At 60.5% G+C, this 16,863-nt stretch carries 20 protein-coding genes; 6 read left to right on the plus strand and 14 right to left on the minus strand.

The genetic code is table 11. From position 1 onward, the window contains the following. Nucleotides 1-71: 71 nt before the first annotated feature. The 4 genes from TERRO_RS07770 to TERRO_RS07785 all read right to left on the minus strand — a co-directional run bounded on the left by TERRO_RS07770 (nucleotide 72) and on the right by TERRO_RS07785 (nucleotide 3,063). Nucleotides 72-509 carry a ribonuclease E inhibitor RraB gene (locus tag TERRO_RS07770; protein WP_014785452.1) on the minus strand — a complete coding sequence of 146 codons (438 nt, stop codon included), beginning with the start codon at nucleotides 507-509 and terminating at the stop codon, nucleotides 72-74. Between the two features lie 341 nt (nucleotides 510-850). After that, the gene (gene nuoD / locus TERRO_RS07775; RefSeq protein ID WP_014785453.1) at nucleotides 851-2,104 is read right to left on the minus strand and encodes an NADH dehydrogenase (quinone) subunit D; all 1,254 of its coding nucleotides are present in this window, start codon (nucleotides 2,102-2,104) and stop codon (nucleotides 851-853) included. A 66-nt stretch (nucleotides 2,105-2,170) separates the two neighbouring features. Continuing rightward, nucleotides 2,171-2,653 carry an NADH-quinone oxidoreductase subunit C gene (locus TERRO_RS07780; RefSeq protein WP_014785454.1) on the minus strand — a complete coding sequence of 161 codons (483 nt, stop codon included), beginning with the start codon at nucleotides 2,651-2,653 and terminating at the stop codon, nucleotides 2,171-2,173. Continuing rightward, on the minus strand, nucleotides 2,653-3,063 hold the full coding sequence (locus TERRO_RS07785) for an NADH-quinone oxidoreductase subunit A (protein ID WP_014785455.1): 411 nt from the start codon (nucleotides 3,061-3,063) through the stop codon (nucleotides 2,653-2,655). Before TERRO_RS07785 ends, TERRO_RS07780 begins: the two co-directional genes overlap by 1 nt. 123 nt (nucleotides 3,064-3,186) lie before the next feature. On the opposite strand from TERRO_RS07785, the gene TERRO_RS07790 reads away from it, so the two are divergent. From TERRO_RS07790 to TERRO_RS07800, 3 genes are all read left to right on the plus strand, one after another. After that, nucleotides 3,187-3,570: a VOC family protein gene (locus tag TERRO_RS07790; RefSeq protein ID WP_014785456.1), complete on the plus strand. Its 384-nt coding sequence runs from the start codon at nucleotides 3,187-3,189 to the stop codon at nucleotides 3,568-3,570. A gap of 97 nt (nucleotides 3,571-3,667) precedes the next feature. Then, a complete protein-coding gene (locus TERRO_RS07795) occupies nucleotides 3,668-4,783 on the plus strand; it encodes a WD40/YVTN/BNR-like repeat-containing protein (protein WP_014785457.1) in 1,116 nt (371 codons plus the stop codon). Beyond that, a complete protein-coding gene (locus tag TERRO_RS07800; protein ID WP_014785458.1) occupies nucleotides 4,780-5,079 on the plus strand; it encodes a ubiquitin family protein in 300 nt (99 codons plus the stop codon). Before TERRO_RS07795 ends, TERRO_RS07800 begins: the two co-directional genes overlap by 4 nt. A 23-nt stretch (nucleotides 5,080-5,102) precedes the next feature. Here the strand turns inward: TERRO_RS07800 and TERRO_RS07805 are convergent, their stop codons facing one another. The 4 genes from TERRO_RS07805 to TERRO_RS07820 form a co-directional block, all read right to left on the minus strand. Then, nucleotides 5,103-5,327, minus strand: a complete 225-nt coding sequence (locus tag TERRO_RS07805) for a helix-turn-helix transcriptional regulator (protein ID WP_014785459.1) — start codon at nucleotides 5,325-5,327, stop codon at nucleotides 5,103-5,105. Continuing rightward, nucleotides 5,327-5,740 carry a hypothetical protein gene (locus TERRO_RS07810; RefSeq protein ID WP_014785460.1) on the minus strand — a complete coding sequence of 138 codons (414 nt, stop codon included), beginning with the start codon at nucleotides 5,738-5,740 and terminating at the stop codon, nucleotides 5,327-5,329. Before TERRO_RS07810 ends, TERRO_RS07805 begins: the two co-directional genes overlap by 1 nt. Nucleotides 5,741-5,838: 98 nt before the next feature. Beyond that, nucleotides 5,839-6,756 carry a prepilin peptidase gene (locus TERRO_RS07815; protein ID WP_014785461.1) on the minus strand — a complete coding sequence of 306 codons (918 nt, stop codon included), beginning with the start codon at nucleotides 6,754-6,756 and terminating at the stop codon, nucleotides 5,839-5,841. 129 nt (nucleotides 6,757-6,885) lie between these two features. Further along, entirely contained in the window at nucleotides 6,886-7,104 is a 219-nt protein-coding gene (locus TERRO_RS07820; RefSeq protein ID WP_014785462.1) for a hypothetical protein, read from the minus strand. A 424-nt stretch (nucleotides 7,105-7,528) separates the two neighbouring features. Between TERRO_RS07820 and TERRO_RS07825 the strand changes: the two genes are divergently transcribed. Then, on the plus strand, nucleotides 7,529-8,299 hold the full coding sequence (locus tag TERRO_RS07825) for a thiazole synthase (protein ID WP_041592509.1): 771 nt from the start codon (nucleotides 7,529-7,531) through the stop codon (nucleotides 8,297-8,299). Here the strand turns inward: TERRO_RS07825 and TERRO_RS07830 are convergent. From TERRO_RS07830 to TERRO_RS07840, 3 genes are all read right to left on the minus strand, one after another. Beyond that, on the minus strand, nucleotides 8,257-9,513 hold the full coding sequence (locus TERRO_RS07830) for a hypothetical protein (protein WP_014785464.1): 1,257 nt from the start codon (nucleotides 9,511-9,513) through the stop codon (nucleotides 8,257-8,259). The genes TERRO_RS07825 and TERRO_RS07830 overlap by 43 nt on opposite strands. A gap of 11 nt (nucleotides 9,514-9,524) precedes the next feature. Continuing rightward, nucleotides 9,525-10,736 (minus strand): glycosyltransferase family 2 protein, encoded by a 1,212-nt coding sequence (locus TERRO_RS07835; RefSeq protein ID WP_157178286.1) that lies wholly within the window; start codon nucleotides 10,734-10,736, stop codon nucleotides 9,525-9,527. Between the two features lie 146 nt (nucleotides 10,737-10,882). Beyond that, nucleotides 10,883-11,761 carry an IclR family transcriptional regulator domain-containing protein gene (locus tag TERRO_RS07840; protein ID WP_014785466.1) on the minus strand — a complete coding sequence of 293 codons (879 nt, stop codon included), beginning with the start codon at nucleotides 11,759-11,761 and terminating at the stop codon, nucleotides 10,883-10,885. A gap of 172 nt (nucleotides 11,762-11,933) precedes the next feature. Here TERRO_RS07840 and TERRO_RS07845 point away from each other — a divergent pair, with 172 nt between their 5' ends. Beyond that, nucleotides 11,934-13,667 (plus strand): bifunctional transaldolase/phosoglucose isomerase, encoded by a 1,734-nt coding sequence (locus tag TERRO_RS07845; protein ID WP_014785467.1) that lies wholly within the window; start codon nucleotides 11,934-11,936, stop codon nucleotides 13,665-13,667. A gap of 203 nt (nucleotides 13,668-13,870) precedes the next feature. Here TERRO_RS07845 and TERRO_RS07850 read toward each other — a convergent pair whose 3' ends face one another. After that, a complete protein-coding gene (locus TERRO_RS07850; protein ID WP_014785468.1) occupies nucleotides 13,871-14,539 on the minus strand; it encodes a peroxiredoxin family protein in 669 nt (222 codons plus the stop codon). Nucleotides 14,540-14,611: 72 nt separating this feature from the next. Between TERRO_RS07850 and TERRO_RS07855 the strand changes: the two genes are divergently transcribed. Next, nucleotides 14,612-15,190: an HD domain-containing protein gene (locus TERRO_RS07855; protein ID WP_014785469.1), complete on the plus strand. Its 579-nt coding sequence runs from the start codon at nucleotides 14,612-14,614 to the stop codon at nucleotides 15,188-15,190. Between the two features lie 18 nt (nucleotides 15,191-15,208). Here TERRO_RS07855 and TERRO_RS07860 read toward each other — a convergent pair whose 3' ends face one another. Together TERRO_RS07860 and TERRO_RS07865 are read right to left on the minus strand one after the other, a co-directional pair. Then, on the minus strand, nucleotides 15,209-15,658 hold the full coding sequence (locus tag TERRO_RS07860) for a VOC family protein (protein ID WP_014785470.1): 450 nt from the start codon (nucleotides 15,656-15,658) through the stop codon (nucleotides 15,209-15,211). A gap of 252 nt (nucleotides 15,659-15,910) precedes the next feature. Next, nucleotides 15,911-16,834, minus strand: coding sequence for a dienelactone hydrolase family protein (locus TERRO_RS07865; protein WP_081490616.1), 924 nt, complete (start codon nucleotides 16,832-16,834; stop codon nucleotides 15,911-15,913). Nucleotides 16,835-16,863: the final 29 nt, after the last annotated feature.

Raw genomic sequence — 16,863 nt, forward strand, 5'->3', positions numbered from 1 at the left:
CAAGAAGAAACCCCACATCTCTTCGAGATATGGGGCGCCCGTGCTCTCATCTCCTGGACTCCCTTCAGGATCTAGGAGACCTGAGGGTTCTCCGTAGCCACTTCCGCGTCTTTGGTATCTGGAGCGTCGCTATGCGTCTGCGCCTGCTCCGCCGTCTCATCCGCAAGTAGATTCCATCCGTCAAAGGTTCCATTCATCGCATTTGCGGTGTGAACCATATCCGAAACGAACTCCTCACGCACAGCATCTCGGAGACTGCGCTTGACCCCCACCCGGATGTGAAAGCGGTCTCCCTGCTGCTCGGGATCTCGCAGCAGCACCCGCGTTCCCTTCGCAAACAGCGCCTTCGTCAATGCGCGCGCGCACTCCTCGTCCTGTGATGAGAAGCAGAGCACCAGCGACCGCGTCGTCTCCACGTTGTACTGCTGATCCACCAGCTCCTGCATGCGGACGCTGTTGTTCGTAAGCTGCTGGTCAAGATTCTCTTTTGCGCTCGCTTCTGTCGGCATCCCTGGCTTGTACCTCGAGACATTGGATGCGCTCCGCAAGGATCGCGTCAGGCGAGCTAAGCCTTTGGAGCGCTATCGATTTCGTCGAAGATGTCCGTAACCGTGATGCGAACGGGCGTACCCGGCATGGTCAGCGCATCCCCAGCCCAGGTTCCGCTCCTCGACCTCACCGTCCACGTAATCGCAGTCCGGCGCCTAAGTCGTCCGGAGGTACTCCTTCACCGGGATGTGGACCGTGGTAGCCATGAACCTATACGACGCTCCTGCCAGCCGTTGGCGCAAGAGAAAACCCCACATCTCACAGCGAGACGTGGGGCCAGCATTCCTTATTGCGGTTCAGCCTAGCGGTCGATCTCACCCAGAACAATGTCAATTGAGCCAATGACAGCTACCACATCGCCCAATAGCTTGCCTTTGCACATGGTCTCCAGCGCCTGCAGCGTCGCATAGCTAGGATTCCGCATGTGGCAACGCAGCGGCTTCGCCGTGCCGTCGCTGACGACGTAGTAACCCATCACGCCGCGTGGCGACTCTACCGTCTGGAAGACCTCGCCTGCCGGAACGCCAAAACCTTCCGTGACGATCTTAAAGTGGTGAATCAACGACTCCATCTGCGTCTTCATCTGCTCACGGTTCGGCAGAATGATCTTTGGAGCGTCTGCGACGATTGGTCCCTCAGGCATGCGATCCAGCGCCTGCTGACAGATCTTGATCGACTCGTACATCTCCTCCAACCGAATGACGTAGCGCGCCCAGACATCGCCCTCGGTGCGGATCGGCACCTTGAAACTGTACTTCTCGTAACCGGAGTAGGGCATATCCCGACGCAGATCCCAGTCCACGCCTGAGGCGCGTAGCGGCGGCCCTGTAACGCCCAGCGCGATCGCGTCTTCGGGCGACAGATAACCAACACCCTTCAAACGCGAGACCCAGATGGGATTACCCGTCAGCAGTCCCTCGTACTCGGCGATCTTCGACGGCATCACCTTCAGGAACTTCTGCACACGGCCAAACCAATCGATCGGCGGATCCATGCTGATGCCACCAATGCGGAAGTAGCTGGTCATCATGCGCTGGCCGGCAACCGCCTCAAACAGGCGCAGCAGCTCTTCGCGCTCACGGAAGCAGTACAGGAACACCGTTAGCGCGCCGATATCCATGGCGTGCGTGCCGAGCCAGACCAGGTGGCTCTGAATGCGCGTCAACTCGTTCAGCAGGATGCGGATCGTCTCCGCGCGCTCCGGAATCTCCAGGCCCAGCAGCTTCTCAACCGCCAGCACATAGGCCAGGTTGTTCGTCATGGGGCACAGATAGTCGATACGATCGGTCAGCGGCACCACCTGCTGGTAGAACTTCGCCTCGCAGGTCTTTTCAATGCCGGTATGCAGGTAGCCGATATCCGGCGCCAGCGACACGACGGTCTCACCGTCGATCTCAAGTACCAGCCGCAGAACGCCGTGTGTCGACGGGTGCTGAGGGCCCATGTTCAGAACCATGGTTCGGTCCTGCGCGGGATCGTCCTGGTGGCGTGCGGAGTCGGCGACGACGTCAAGAACGTCCGGAATGATCATGTCTGGCGCGGCAACAGGAGCCATGGTGCGAATCCCTCGGGTAATGCGGTTACAGAAACAGCGGCGTTCTAGCGGTAGACTTCAACCGATCTAGCGGTAGCCTTCGACCGGGTAGTCCTTGCGCAGCGGATGGCCCTTCCAGTCGGTCGGCATCATAATGCGCGTCAGGTTCGGGTGCCCGCTAAAACGGATGCCGAACAGGTCGAACACCTCGCGCTCATAGAAGTTCGCGGACGGCCACACAGACGTGATCGACGGAACGACAGGGGAGTCACCCTCCAGCAAAACCGCCAGGCGAATCCGCTGCTTCATCATCATCGAAACGATGTGGTAACTCACCTGAAAGCGCGGCTCGCTGGGGTACCAGTCGACCGCAGTGCAATCTTCAAAGAAGTTGTAACCGGCATCCTGCACGGCCTTGGCCGCGGCGACGATGTCTTCCGCACCAACAGTCACGGTCAGTTCGTCGCGGTCGAACTTGGCCTTCACCGGCATCGTTCCCAGCGCAATCATCGCTGGATTGTCGGTCATTGCCTCGCGAACGGCTTCGAGAGAGAGCAGAGCATCAGCCATTACAGATCCGCCTTATCGTTGCCCCAGTCGAGCACGCCCTTCTTCCACACATAAAACAGGCCCACGGCGACGAAGCCAAGGTACACAATCATCTCGTTGAAGCCGAAAAACTTCGACCCGGTCAGCGCCGGCAGCTGGCGGAAGACCGTAGCCCACGGCAGCATGAAGACAGCCTCGACATCGAACAGGATGAAGAGCATGGCAACCATGTAGAAGCGCACGGAGAAACGTCCGCGGGCATCACCCACCGGATCCATGCCGCACTCATAAGCGCCGGCCTTCACCTTGCTCGGGCGCTTCTTGCCAATGAAGAACGATGCGCCCACCATGCCGCCGGCCAGGCCAATGGCCACCAGCAGTTGCAGGGCAAGCGGAAGGTAGTTCCAGACGTAAGGGTGTGTCGAGTTCATGCGGTCCTTAAGGGTGCGTCTTTACCCGATTCTAGCCGCAGACCGCACCGAAGGGAATTCGGCGCCCGTCTCAGGGACAAGATTTGACTTTCCCCGCTTGAATTCATGCCTCATCCTGTTGCCATGATGGATCGACCACACAATCTGACCGCAATCCTTCCCTGCAGCGACGTCCCCGCAAGCAGGGCGTTCTACGAGCGGCCGGGCTTCCAGGTCTGGGCAGGCGACGACCACTACCTGATGATGCGCGACGGCAGGGGAGGCGAACTGCACCTGCAACCCGCCTGTGAAGACTGGCTGGTGCCGGGCCGTAACCCCTTCGGCCTCTACCTCTACTCGGAGGACGTCGACGCACTGGCCGCAAAGTTTCTGGGCGAGATCCTGGGAAAAGTTCATGGCCCGGAAGACAAGCCCTGGGGCATGTACGAATTTGCCGTCTCCGACCCTGACGAGACGCTCGTCCGCATCGGCTGGCCGTCCCGCTTACGCACTGCTTCTGCGAAATAACGGCAACGAGCTCTTCCCATGCGGGCACGTCACGCGATAAAGTGCTCATGCCGTCGTTAGTGGACGATGTACACATCTGGATCAGGGGAGAGTTAGGATGAGCCGAGTCAGGCTGCTGGTGGGCACACGCAAGGGCGCTTTCGTCCTGGAGTCGGATGGAACGCGGAAGGACTGGACGGTAAGCGGCCCGCACTTCGCCGGCTGGGAGGTCTATCACCTGAAGGCCTCGCCGCTGAATCCTGACCGGATCTATGCCTCGCAAACCTCTGCCTGGTTCGGGCAGGTGGTGCAGCGGTCGGACGACGGCGGCAAGACCTGGGCTGCCGCCGGGAATAAATTCCTCTACGAGGGCGTGGCTGGAACACACCAGTGGTACGACGGCACGCCTCATCCGTGGGAGTTCAAGCGCGTCTGGCACCTGGAGCCATCGCTCTTCGATCCAGAGGTCGTCTTCGCCGGTGCGGAAGATGCCGCGCTCTTCCGGTCGACGGATGGTGCCGCAAGCTGGACGGAACTCGCAGGTCTCCGCAAACACGGCAGCGGCCCGAACTGGGCGCCGGGCGCCGGCGGCATGTGCCTGCACACCATCGTGCAGGATCCTTCGGACGCCAGGCGGATGTTCATCGCCATCTCCGCCGCGGGAGCCTTCCGAACGGATGATGGCGGCGAAACCTGGAAGGCGATCAACCAGGGCCTGCGTTCGCAGCATATTCCCGATCCCAACGCTGAGGTCGGCCACTGTGTCCATCACATCGCCATGCATCCATCGCGGCCGCAGACACTCTTCATGCAGAAGCACTGGGACGTCATGCGCACCGACAACGCAGGGGATCAGTGGTCAGAGGTAAGCGGCAACCTGCCGACTGACTTTGGCTTCGTCATCGACGTACACGCTCACGAACCAGAGACCGTCTACGTCGTGCCGATCAAGAGCGACTCAGAACACTTTCCAATGGACGGCGCACTGCGCGTCTACCGCAGCCGAGGCGGTGGCAATGAGTGGGAGGCATTGACGGCTGGCCTGCCGCAAAAGGATTGCTACGTGAATGTGCTGCGCGACGCCATGAGCGTCGACTCACTCGACAAGTGCGGCGTCTACTTCGGCACGACGGGGGGGCAGGTCTACGCGTCAGCCGATGGCGGCGACAGCTGGAATGCGATCGTGCGCGACCTGCCCGCGGTGCTTTCCGTCGAGGCACAGACGCTCGCATGAAGATCCGGGTAGAACTGCCGGCGAACCTCTGCCGGCTGGCACACGTCGCGCCTCTGGTTGAGCTGGAAGCCGGCGAGCAGCCCACGCAACGCTCCATGATGGAGGCGCTGGAGGCGAAGCTGCCTGCCCTGCAGGGCACCGTGCGCGATCACACCACGCAACTGCGCCGGCCCTACCTGCGATTCTTCGCCTGCAACGAAGACATCTCACACCAGGACATCGACCAACATCTGCCCGAAGCTGTCGCCTCAGGAAACGAACCCCTCCTGATCGTCGGAGCCGTCTCCGGCGGTTAAGTTGGTCGACGGCATTTCGCGGGCTACTTCTTCGCTTTGACTGCTGCTGCGTCGTACTGGAAGACGTCCTCCAATGGAACCTGAAAGAGGGTCGCGATGCGGAAAGCGACCTCCAGCGACGGAGAATACTTGTCCTGCTCGATGGCGATGACCGTCTGCCGCGTCACCCCGATGGCATCGGCCAGTTGCTGCTGCGTCATCGTCTGTGCCGCGCGTAGGTCTCGGATCCGGTTGCGGATGCCGCCCATTATGCAGCCCTCCGATAGTCAATCAACTGCGTCACCACCCGGACGACGTCTGCCACGATCAGCATGCCGAACATGACGCTGAGGAAGTGGATTCCCATGCGGTTCGGGTTGATCCGCCCGAACGCCTCGTGCATCCACAGAAGACCCAGGCCAGAGACGATGCAAATGACAAAGGTCAGGTAACCCGCGCGGTAGCCTCGCAGCCGGATCAGGAGGTCGCGTTCGTCCTGAAGCAGATTGCGTGTTCTGATCGCAATCGCGGATTGCACGATGATCTGTGCCACGATCAGCACCAGGATCGACCCTGCGATCCAGCCTAACGAGTTGGTCTTCGCCGGGTGCCAGAGGTAAAGCACATAGACAAGCAAGTCGGCGATCAGTGTGCCATATAGCGTCCGCTCCTGGTAGTTCATCGAACCGTCTCCATGTCAAAAATGTTTGACATGAGAGACCGTAATCGGCTCCGATATCAATGTCAAATATTTTTTACATGCGACTACTAGAAACCCGCCTAGCGAAAGAGTGCGAGGTAAGCGTCGGTAATCCGCGCACCGTACATTGCGGCAACAAGGCCGCCAAGGCAGAGGAAGCTGCCGAATGCCAGTCGCGTCGCTGCACCTGCTCGACGTCCTGTCAGCAGGGCCGCCGCATAAAGTGTCGCCAGCATCAGCCCGACGAATAGCGACAGAACCGTCGCCGCGAACCCCACGAAAGCCGCAATCATCGCCAGTAGCTTGGCGTCGCCCAATCCCATGCCGTCCCGCTTGCGAATGGCTCGGTAAGCAAGCCGGATGAGGTACAGCAGCAGAAACGCGCCCACGGCGGCAAGCAGCCGCCCGAAGATCAGGTGCTCGGTCCCTGTCAGGAAGATGTTGCCAGGGCTGCGGCCGGAGCCAGCCGCATTAATGTCGGGAGCACGTTTCAGAACGACATTGCCTTCGTTGTCGTTCAGAAAGACCGCTTCGGCACAGGCGAACAGCAGGCCCAGCAAGATGCCGGGAATTGTCAGCGTGTTCGGCAGCAGATAGTGCTTCCAGTCGATGACCAATAGCGCGATCAGCAGGCAGCCAAGTGTGGCGACACCGACGGCATGAACGAGCAGCCGCGCGAAGACATCGCCGGAAAGGCCGTGCCCATCCACCACGGTCATGGCGCAAAGTGCAAACCAGATGCCGGTGGTCAACTCCACCGCGGGGTATTGCCAGGAAATCCCCGCGCCACAGTCGCGGCAACGGCCACGCAGCAGAAGATAGCTCAACACAGGGATGTTGTCGTACCACCTGATGGTGTGGCCACAAGCCATGCATCGCGAGCGGGGTGTGACGATTGACTCATCCAGTGGCAGCCGCGCAATGCAAACATTCAGAAAGCTGCCGATCAACAGACCGAAGAGGAACGCTATCGCTGGAATGAGAAGCTCGGCACGCACAGTCGAAGTATAGGGGTTCCCTCGAACCAGCCCGCGCTGCGGCGTCTTCCAGCGCAGTACTCCTTGAAACGCAGAGAAGGCCCAGGCGATGCGCCTGGGCCTTCGGATCGGTTTGGAAACCGGTGAGGACTACTTCTTCGCGCCAACAACGACCAGACCGAGGCCGCAGACGATCAGCACACCCGAAACAATCGGGCCCACCGGAACATGCTTTGTCGACTCGTGGCTGATCTGGATCGGGCCCGCGTCCACATCCTTCTTCTGATGAGTGAATGAGAAGCCGCCCGTCACCAGGCTGGCCACACCCGCCAGCATCAACACCACACCCACCACAACCAATGCCTTCATAACGCCTTGCCTCCGAAATAAAACAACTCGCGGTGTGACGATTCGCGCCACGCAGAGGATGCTTTTCATGCGGCGGAAACCGGCGCGGTACTCCCGCTTGCAGTCGCGGCGAACTCAGGCGTATGTTGTCCTTACACGGGAAAGGAGGATGATCCAGCCTATGAAATCTGACAGTTATTTGTGTGGTTCAACAGTACGTGAGGTGACTGAGGCTTAGGGCTTCCGCTCTAGACCTGGCAAGTGTTTTTGCCGAAAGTACGATCATCAGCAAACTCCGCCGAGGCCCTCCGAAAGAGTGGACGCCTCAGGTCAATCTCAACAGTTCACCGGCAACGGCTCGAGTCAGCAATGGCTCGGGCCGTTTGCTCTTGGTGGTGACGACCGGCACAGTACCGCACCGCTCAACGGTCTTAGAATGGAGTCCATGGAACCTCTGGTTATTGCAGGCAAGGCCTTTCAGTCGCGACTGATCGTTGGAACAGGCAAATACAAAGACGGCGCGGAGACGCGCGACGCCATTGAGGCCTCCGGGGCAGAGATGGTGACGGTCGCCGTCCGCCGGGTCAACCTCGACCGCTCGTCCGAGTCCCTGCTGGACTTCATCGATCCCCAGCGCTACTTCCTGCTGCCCAATACCGCCGGCTGCTATACCGGAGAAGAAGCCATCCGCGCCGCACGCCTCGGACGCGAGGTTGGTCTCTCCGACTGGGTCAAAGTCGAGGTCATCGGCGACAAGCGCACCCTCTATCCAGACGTAGCAGGAACGCTGTTAGCGACCGAGGTTCTCGTCAAGGAAGGCTTTACGGTTTTGCCCTATACCTCTGATGACATTGTCTTTGCGAAACGTCTCATCGACGTCGGAGCCGCCGCGGTCATGCCCTTGGGCGCACCGATCGGCTCCGGCCTAGGTCTGCAGAACACCGCCAATCTCCGTATCCTTCGCGAGATGATCACAGAAGTTCCGCTGATCGTTGACGCCGGCGTAGGAACAGCAAGCGACGCCGCCGTAGCCATGGAGATGGGATTCGATGCCGTCCTGATGAACACCGCCATAGCCGAAGCACGAGAGCCGGTCCTGATGGCTGAAGCCATGGGCAACGCAGTCCTCGCAGGCCGTCAGGCATTCCTCGCAGGCCGCATGCCCCGCAGACTCTACGCCTCGGCCAGTTCGCCCCTCGAAGGCGTCTCGCGGTAGATCTCAAGTTCGTCGCCGGCCGCCCGGGCAGAACGCAACAGCGTCCAGGCGCCGGCGACGAACAGGATCACCAGCAGCGGCCCATCGATCCGCTTACGAACCTCCCAGCTATAGATCGACAAGCCGTTCGCAACCACAAAGAACGCGACAGCAACAGATGCCGCAACCACGCGGAAGCGCCCAAGACCGGCGACCCAACGCCACGCCAGCAGCGCCAGCGGCAGAGTGATCGGTGCAACGTCATACTCCAGCAGTCGCGGATTGAGCAGGATGGTCCCCACCAGCAGCAACGGCGCCCACTCCTGCAGCGTAAAGTCCCCGCGAAAAAACCGCCGCGACAGATAGAACATGCAGCCCAGCAGCGGCAGCGCATACGCCAAATAGACAAAGTAGCTGGCAGGCGCATACGACAGTCCATGATCGAACCGGATAGCGCTGAAAAGCCCGGCAGGGCTACAGCCAAAGTCGCGGTTATAGCTGAACTGCAGCTCCACAGCCTGCAGATAGTGTCGAAAGAGCGAAGGCCAAAGCATCGGCTGGAACCCGAACAGCGAAACCCCCGCAGCCACCGTCGCCACAGCCGGCAGAATCTGCCGCCGGGCAGAGAGCGGTGCAATCACCACCAGGCTAAGCAACGGCGCCTTGACGCACGATGCAATCAAGACCGCGGCATAGAACCATCCCCATCGCTGCCGCCGCCAGCCATACACCGCCGCAGAGAAGACCAGGGCATACAGGATGTAAGCAATGTTCCCGCTCTGAACGGTCCCATTCGCCAGCAGGCCAGGGAAGAAGAGCGTTAGCGGAGCCACAAACGCAAAGACACCAAACTCCTGCCGCCGCACAAAACGCATCCCGACCCAGATCTGCGCCAGCGCGCCCAGGGCATATAGAAGCCAGTACACCGCCCCGCTCAGCCACTCCGGAGCATGCGCGATCCCACGCAGCAAAGGCAGAGTGATCGGCGAGTACACATAGCTATACGGAGGCGCGACTCCCGCCTGCAGCGCGTGCGACGCATGATAAGTGCGCTGCACGGCCATCGCCTGCTCATACGGATCCAGACCAGCAGCCGCATCGCGCATCCCCTTGGCATAAACGGCGACGTCCCAACCCGGCGCGTCGAAGTGCACCCACACTGGGAACACCGCCAGCACCAGCAACCACAGCACTAGAAGCACCGTGCGACGGCTACGTCCAAGCTCACTCGACATACCGTTCTCGATCAGCGGACTGCCTCAACGGCGGACCGGAACCGCCCGGGTGCAGCAGAGACCGTCGACCGCCGGCGCACGGGCCAGGTAAAGACGCTGCTCACAGAAAGATTCCAGACCGATCCAAGAACGATCCCCGAAAGTCCCGCTAGGTACCACTCCACATTCGACTGCAGCAGCGCGCGTGACAGCACCACATTCGCCCAAGCCCCAAACGAACACGCCAGCGCAAACTTCGCCAGCCCCGGCAGCACGCGAGCTCCCGTCAACTGGCGATCGCGGAAGGTGATGCGATTGTTCGCAAAGAAGTTCGCGACCATCGCCAGCGTCGTCGCAAAGAACTGCGCCTCGACAAAGTGCATGTGATGGAGCCGCATCAACGTCAGCAGCGTCACCAGGTGCACCAGCAATCCAAAGCCGCCCACCATCAGATACATCGCCATCCGCGGCGGCAGGGCATTGCCCAGCAACTTGTTCACCACCATGAACAGGTACTCAATCCCAACCACCAGGTCCAGCTTGCTCTCGCCATGCCGCCGAGCCGCAAAGGTATAGCCCACCTCGCCCACGCGAACCGGCCGCGATGACGACGCCAGCAGATCGACCAGGATCTTGAACCCCTCACCCTGCAGATCGCGCACAACCTCCATCAGGAACTCGCGCCGCAACAGGAAGTAGCCGCTCATCGGATCCGAGAGTTCGCAACGGCAGATCGACTGGCTGATCTTCTGTCCGCAGCGGCTCAACAGCACACGTCCGCGCTCGAACTCGCCCATGCTGCCGCCGCTCGCATTCCGCGTGGCCACCACAACGTCCAGCGACTCACGCCGGAGCCGCCGCAGCATCTCCGGCAGAATCGCCGTATCGTGCTGCAGATCGGCATCCATCACCGCGATCACAGGCGCATGAGTTGCCATCATGCCTTCAATGCATGCGGACGCCAAACCGCGTCGTCCCACGCGATGGATCAGTCGCACGTTCGGCGTCTCGACGGCGCACGCCGTCACAACATCCGCGGTACCGTCGCCCGAGTCGTCATCAACAAAGATGGCCTCCCACCGCAGCCCATGCAGATGCTGCGCAAGCTCCGCCAGGATCAGCGGCACGTTCTCACGCTCGTTGTAGGTGGGCAGTACCACGGCCAGGTCCAGACGGTTTCCCGCTCGAACCGGTTCCAGGCACGGCAGGTGCCGTTCAGGCTGAAGAGCCGAATTTGCGGGCATGTGCGTGAGGACACCCAATCTTTCTGACAGTTGCCAAGGCAAGATGGCCACTAATCTCCTAAGCTGCGACGAGCAAAGGGGATCAGTGGTTTACATCCACACTGAAAGCAGACACAAGGGTGTTGACCAGATCTTCAGAAATGCAGTTAGCGCAGGAAGACGCTCAGCTCATTTGCAGCCTGGCGCAAGTAGGGGAGGAAGTGCGCCTGCATCTCCATCATAGGCATACGCGGTGCATGACCGCTCAGGTTGATGGTCGCAATCACCTTGCCGCTAGGCGCATAGACGGGCACCGCCATCGACCGCAGGCCGACCTCATACTCCTGATCGCAGACGGCGTAGCCGTTTCGGCGAACGTTCCGCAGCAGCATTCGCAGCTTCTCAACTGTGTTCACCGTACGCGGCGTAAACGGCTTCAGAACCACCCGCGACAGGTAGCGCTCCACCTCATCCGGCGGCTGGGAAGCAATCATCACGCGACCCATGCTCGTGCAATAAGCCGGCAGGCGGCTGCCGATGTGAAGATCCACACTCATCACGCGCTGTACCTGCGTGCGTGCAATGTAGACGATCTCGTCGCCATCCAGCGTCGCAACGCTGAAGCTCTCGTTCAGCTTCTCGCTCATGCGCTCCAGGATTGGCTGCGCCGCGGACGACAGTGTGTTGCTTACCGTGTAGGTATGGCTCAGCGTCAGCATCTTCGGCCGCAGGCTATAGCGCTGGCCGTCTTCCGAACCCACATACCCAAGTTTGTTCAGTGTGTACAGACAGCGGCGAACGGCAGCCCGGCTAAGACCCGTCTTATTTGAGAGCTGCGAGATGGTCATCTGCGGCGTCTGCTGCGTAAACGTCTCCAGCACCGTCAGGCCTCGCGCAAGAGATGTCATAAAATTCGCATCGCCTTGGTAGATCTCAAGCGCCTTTGCGGGCGAAACCTTCACGGGCACTTCAGCAACGGCGGCAGACACAGGTACAGGAAGCACAGACACGCAGATCACCTCATGGAAGCGCTGGAATACGGGCATTCGCGCATTCTCGTTCGAATAACGCGCAAACGAGCGATTAACGCACTCTTAGTGTAGCCGCCTTCCACGACCCTGTGCAATGTGCCTACCCATTCTTCCGGCAAGGTTTGGCGTGATTCGCAGGCACCGGTCATCCGGTCGCAACCCGGCCTCCCATAGAATGGGAGTCATTATGAGCTCGCTTGATCTGCAGATTTCGCTCCCGTCCGCGCTGCAAAGCACCGTCACCACCACCGCCGCCGCATGGCAATCGGGCGACAAGCTAGGCCGCCTCTGGGCAAAGGACGCATCGCTCTGGACCTCCGCCACGGGCAGCGATGACGAGTCCATCTGGCTCGGCTGGCTCGACATCGTCGAGCGGCAGCAGGCTGACCTCGCCTCCTTCGCAGCACTGCGTGAAGACATTCGCAGCACCGGCTTTACCCACGCCCTCTTGCTCGGCATGGGCGGATCCTCCCTCTGCCCGGAAGTCCTGTCGCTCACCTACGGCCAGCAGCCCGGCTTCCCCAAGCTGCACATCGTCGACTCCACCGATCCTGCGCAGGTCGCCGCCGCCCGTGCTGCCGTCGATCTCAAGAAGACCATCTGCATCGTCTCCTCCAAGAGCGGCTCCACCCTCGAGCCGAACATCCTGAAGGACTACTTCTTCAGCGAGATGGCCAAGGAAGTCGGCGCAGGCAATGCTGGCAAGCACTTCATCGCTGTGACCGATCCCGGCAGCAAGATGGAAGCAGTCGCCAAGGCGGACGGCTTCCGCCACATCTTCTACGGTGACAAGACCATCGGCGGCCGCTTCTCGGCGCTGTCGAACTTCGGCATCGTTCCCGCAGCCGTTGCGGGTCTGGATGTTCCGCGCTTCCTCGCAGAGGCAAAGCGTGGCGTTGACGTCGCACACAAGACGGACATCGCGACCAATGCGGGAGCCCTGCTCGGTATCGTCCTCGGCGACGCGCACAACGCCGGCATGGACAAGCTGACCTTCTTCACCTCGAAGGAGATCTTCGACCTTGGCGCCTGGCTCGAGCAGCTCATCGCGGAATCGACCGGTAAAACCGGCAAGGGCATCACGCCCGTCGACCGCGAGCCCGTTGGTCCGCCCAGTGTCTACGGCAAGGATCGCGTCTTCGCCTACATCCGCCTCAGCACCAGCGATAACGCCGCACAGGACGCTGCAGTGGAAGCACTCGCCGCCGCCGGTCACCCGGTCGTCCAGTTCACCATCGACGACGTCTACGAACTGCCCGGCATCATGTTCCTCTGGGAGATCGCAGTCTCCGTCGCCGGTTCGGTCATGGGCATCAACACCTTCAACCAGCCCGACGTGGAAGCTGCCAAGATCGAGACGCGCAAGCTGACCGACGAGTACAACGAGACGGGTAAGCTGGCCGAGCACGAGGCAATCCTCGACGTCGACGGCATCAAGCTCTACGCTGACGAGACCTACGGCCTGACACTGTCCACCACCGCCAGCGCCAAGACCCTCACCGAGTACCTGAAGGCGCATCTCGCGCAGATCAAGCCGAACGACTACTTCGCCACGCTTGCCTACCTTAAGATGACCGACGAGCACGAGAAGCTCATCCAGACCTTCCGCATGCTGGTGCGCGACCGCGAAACCGTCGCCACCTGCCTCGGCTTCGGCCCCCGCTTCCTGCACTCCACCGGTCAGGACTACAAGGGCGGACCGAACACAGGGGTCTTCCTGCAGATCACCGCAGACCACGCAACCGACGTCGCCATTCCGAACGCACGCTACACCTTCGGCGTCGTGATTGACGCACAGGCAGCAGGCGATCTCGCCGTACTGCAGCAGCGCGGCCGTCGCGCCCTTCGCGTCCACCTCGGTGCAGATGTCACCAAGGGTCTGAACACGCTTGGCCTCGCAATGGCAGAAGCACTCGCATAAAGCAAGCTCACCAACGACAAGAGGCGTGCCCAAGGGCACGCCTCTTCTTCGTGACGCCACACACTCTTAAAGTGTGTCATCCCGCAGCGAAGCGGAGGGATCTGCATGTGTCCTGGCCCGCCCACCCAATATCAGAGGGCAGTGAAACCACCCGTCGCGCAAAGCGCGACCGCAGTCGCAGCGCGCAACGATGAGCCAGAGGCTTACAAAGCAGCCAAAACATCCTCAGGCTCAGGCCGAACACGAAAATCCGCATGCGCCTCGGCGAACTTAATGACACCATCCTGTCCAATCACAAACGTAGCCGGCAACGGCATCTTCCAAACCGCATCATCCACGGGCGCCATCACGTTCTTGCCGCTGTTGATGAAGGGAATGTTCACCAGGATGGACCGGTAATACTTCTGCAGCGCCGCAGAAACGCTGTAAGCAATCCCAAACTGTTCTGCCAGTGCGGAGTTCGTATCCTGCAGCAGAGGGTAGGGAATCCCGTACTGCTGCACGGCAAAGTCACTCTGGCGCAGCGTCTCTGGTGAGATGGCGACGATGAACGCGCCACGTTCACGCAACTCCGGGTACAGATCGCGCCACACTTCAAGCTCAGTCACGCAGTACGGATCCCAGCGCCCACGAAAGAAGTTGATGACCAGCGGCCCAAGCGCCAGCAGGTCGGTCGACCGGATCGGCTTGCCCGAAATCGCATCCGGCAACGTGAACTCCGGCGCGATCGCGCCAACCGGCAGCACACGGTCTTCAATACCGGTCTCGAAGAGTTCGGCGATCGTCTGCTCGCTGATGGCAAGCCGTTCCGGCTGCACCAGCTTGCGGGTGTTGAAGGTGATCTCGTCGAGCTTGCTTTGCAGTTGCGGCATTGAAACCATTCTCTCAGGTTGAGATGCGGCTATGCTTTCCCAGGGCGGTCTCGCCGCCAGGGAGCGAACGCAATGCAGCAGGTAATTGGTTTCATTCTGGAAATCGAAAAGCTCAAGGGGGTAACCCGCAAGGTGAAGCCGCTTGGTCTGGATCGGTATGAGAACTCCGCCGAACATAGCTGGCAACTGGCGCTGATGGCATGGTCGCTTCAGCCGTACGCGCCCCAGCCCGTCGCGATGGATCGTGTCCTGCGCATGTTGCTCGTCCACGACATCGGCGAAATCGACACAGGCGACACCATGGTCTTCGTGCAGGGCGGATGGGCCGAACGCAAGCAGGATGAGTTACAGGCTGTCCGGCGCATCTTCGGGCTGCTGCCCGCCGAACTCGCAGAAGAAATGCTCGCGTTCTGGCAGGAGTTTGAAGAGGGAACGACACCCGAGGCGCGCTACGCCAACGCGATCGATCGCGCGATGCCTGCGCTGCTAAACCTCAACAACGGCGGACAGAGCTGGAAAGAGAACGGCATCTCCTACGAGCGCGTCGCGGGCCGCATTCGCGGTCAGATTGAGGACGGCTGTCCCGCACTGTGGCAATACCTGGAGCCAAAGCTGGCAGCGGCAAAGGACGCGGGATTCTTCGGAGCGTAGCTCCCGCGCCCCCAGGGATTACTCCTTCGCTGCCGCTTCCAGGTCTGCAATGACGAACTTCTTCATCTGCATCATGGCCTGCATCGCCTTCGGGTGCTTCAGTAAAGAGCCGATATTCTCCGGAACGATCTGCCAGGCGAGTCCGAACTTGTCATCAAGCCAGCCACACTGCACCTCCTGGCCGCCATCGGATGTCAGCTTCTCCCAGTAGTAGTCGATCTCCGCCTGGTCCTTGCACTGAACGACAAAGGAAACTGCCTTGTTGAACTTGTGGTGGGGGCCGCCATTCAGCGCGGTGAACTTCAATCCTTCCAGTTCAAACGCGACCGTTATCGCCTTGCCGTCAGGACCAGTCAGGCCGCCGCTTTTCTTCGAGTTGGGGAAGACCGAAAGGTAAAAATCCACGGCCTCTTCGGCGTTGCCGTCGAACCACAGAAACGGAGTAATCTTCGAAGCTTCCACTGCCATTTGCTACCTCCAGAAGTGCGGAAGGGCACAGCTTCAGCTGTGCCAAATGAAATCCGAAAATGCTGTCGGCTTCAGCCCCTGAGGTAAGCTTCCTTGTCTTCGCCGAGGAAACAAAGAAGCGAAACCTCAGGGGCTAAGGCCCGGTTCCGAAGAGATGGAATAGGCACAACCGAAGCTGTGCCCTTCCGAGCCCACGAGATCCCTCCGCCACAAAGCACTGACTGCAAGGCATTGACTGCACAGATCGGGCGCCTACATGCCGCTCATGTTCATGTCATGGCACTGCATCGCGCTAGCCTTCGCAGACACAGGCTTCTTACGCGGCACAGGCGAATATAGCGCCGCATGCGGCTTGCCCGCGGGCATCTTGTCGATCTTTGCCAGCTCTGCCTTCATCCGAGCAAATCCCTGCTCGCGAGCGGTCTTATTGCCGTCGACCGTATTCGTCGGGTCCACACCGGCGCGCATAAAGCCATGGCCCGCGCCGTCATAGGTCACTTGCTCAAAGGTCTTGCCGGCCGTCTTCATCGCGGTCACAGTCGCAGGCAGCGTCGCATTGATGCGTGCATCATTACCCGCATAAAAGCCATAGATCGGCACGTTGATCTTCGCCATGTCGGCATCGCTCGGCGGCGGTCCGTAGAACACAAACGCCGCACTCAGATCCTTGCGATGCGTTGCAAACGCAAAGCTCTTTCCGCCGCCCCAGCAGAAGCCCGTCACAGCCAGCTTTCCGCTCGCCGCCGGCACCTTCTTGATGTAGTCGGCCGCTGCATCCAGATCGGCCATGACCACCTCGTTATCCAGCCCCGAAACAGCCTTCGTCACGGCATCCATGCTGGCAAATGAATCCGTTCCGCCACCATTCGGTCCCATGCCGCTGAGTACATCCGGAGCGATCACAACATAACCGGCCGCGGCAAGATCGTCGGCCATGGTCTTAGCCCACGCGGACAAACCAAAGATCTCCGGGATCAGAACAACAGCAGTCGCTTTGTTCTTCACCTCGGGATAGACGACAAACGCCTGAATGGGCTTGCCACCCGCCTGCAGCGTGACGTACTCGTGGTGGCGTGGCGATGCGTCCAGCTTCTTCACAGCCCAGTCCTGGGCTTGTACGACAGCGGTGGTAGCGCACAACAGCAAAGTAGCGGCGGCAGTCTTAAGGAATCTCATGCGAAGGAGTCTAGAGAACGCCTGCTGCA

Origin of the sequence: Terriglobus roseus DSM 18391 (assembly GCF_000265425.1) — a bacterium.
GTDB lineage: Bacteria > Acidobacteriota > Terriglobia > Terriglobales > Acidobacteriaceae > Terriglobus > Terriglobus roseus.

Coding starts and splice junctions, on each gene's coding strand:
- TERRO_RS07840 (WP_014785466.1), bottom strand. CDS start 11,761: ATGCCCGTATTCCAGCGCTTCCATGAGGTGATCTGCGTGTCTGTGCTT.
- TERRO_RS07820 (WP_014785462.1), bottom strand. CDS start 7,104: ATGAAGGCATTGGTTGTGGTGGGTGTGGTGTTGATGCTGGCGGGTGTG.
- nuoD (WP_014785453.1), bottom strand. CDS start 2,104: ATGGCTCCTGTTGCCGCGCCAGACATGATCATTCCGGACGTTCTTGAC.
- TERRO_RS07810 (WP_014785460.1), bottom strand. CDS start 5,740: ATGAACTACCAGGAGCGGACGCTATATGGCACACTGATCGCCGACTTG.
- TERRO_RS07805 (WP_014785459.1), bottom strand. CDS start 5,327: ATGGGCGGCATCCGCAACCGGATCCGAGACCTACGCGCGGCACAGACG.
- TERRO_RS07855 (WP_014785469.1), top strand. CDS start 14,612: ATGCAGCAGGTAATTGGTTTCATTCTGGAAATCGAAAAGCTCAAGGGG.
- TERRO_RS07860 (WP_014785470.1), bottom strand. CDS start 15,658: ATGGCAGTGGAAGCTTCGAAGATTACTCCGTTTCTGTGGTTCGACGGC.
- TERRO_RS07865 (WP_081490616.1), bottom strand. CDS start 16,834: ATGAGATTCCTTAAGACTGCCGCCGCTACTTTGCTGTTGTGCGCTACC.
- TERRO_RS07835 (WP_157178286.1), bottom strand. CDS start 10,736: ATGCCCGCAAATTCGGCTCTTCAGCCTGAACGGCACCTGCCGTGCCTG.
- TERRO_RS07800 (WP_014785458.1), top strand. CDS start 4,780: ATGAAGATCCGGGTAGAACTGCCGGCGAACCTCTGCCGGCTGGCACAC.
- TERRO_RS07780 (WP_014785454.1), bottom strand. CDS start 2,653: ATGGCTGATGCTCTGCTCTCTCTCGAAGCCGTTCGCGAGGCAATGACC.
- TERRO_RS07850 (WP_014785468.1), bottom strand. CDS start 14,539: ATGCCGCAACTGCAAAGCAAGCTCGACGAGATCACCTTCAACACCCGC.
- TERRO_RS07795 (WP_014785457.1), top strand. CDS start 3,668: ATGAGCCGAGTCAGGCTGCTGGTGGGCACACGCAAGGGCGCTTTCGTC.
- TERRO_RS07825 (WP_041592509.1), top strand. CDS start 7,529: ATGGAACCTCTGGTTATTGCAGGCAAGGCCTTTCAGTCGCGACTGATC.
- TERRO_RS07790 (WP_014785456.1), top strand. CDS start 3,187: ATGATGGATCGACCACACAATCTGACCGCAATCCTTCCCTGCAGCGAC.
- TERRO_RS07830 (WP_014785464.1), bottom strand. CDS start 9,513: ATGTCGAGTGAGCTTGGACGTAGCCGTCGCACGGTGCTTCTAGTGCTG.
- TERRO_RS07845 (WP_014785467.1), top strand. CDS start 11,934: ATGAGCTCGCTTGATCTGCAGATTTCGCTCCCGTCCGCGCTGCAAAGC.
- TERRO_RS07785 (WP_014785455.1), bottom strand. CDS start 3,063: ATGAACTCGACACACCCTTACGTCTGGAACTACCTTCCGCTTGCCCTG.
- TERRO_RS07770 (WP_014785452.1), bottom strand. CDS start 509: ATGCCGACAGAAGCGAGCGCAAAAGAGAATCTTGACCAGCAGCTTACG.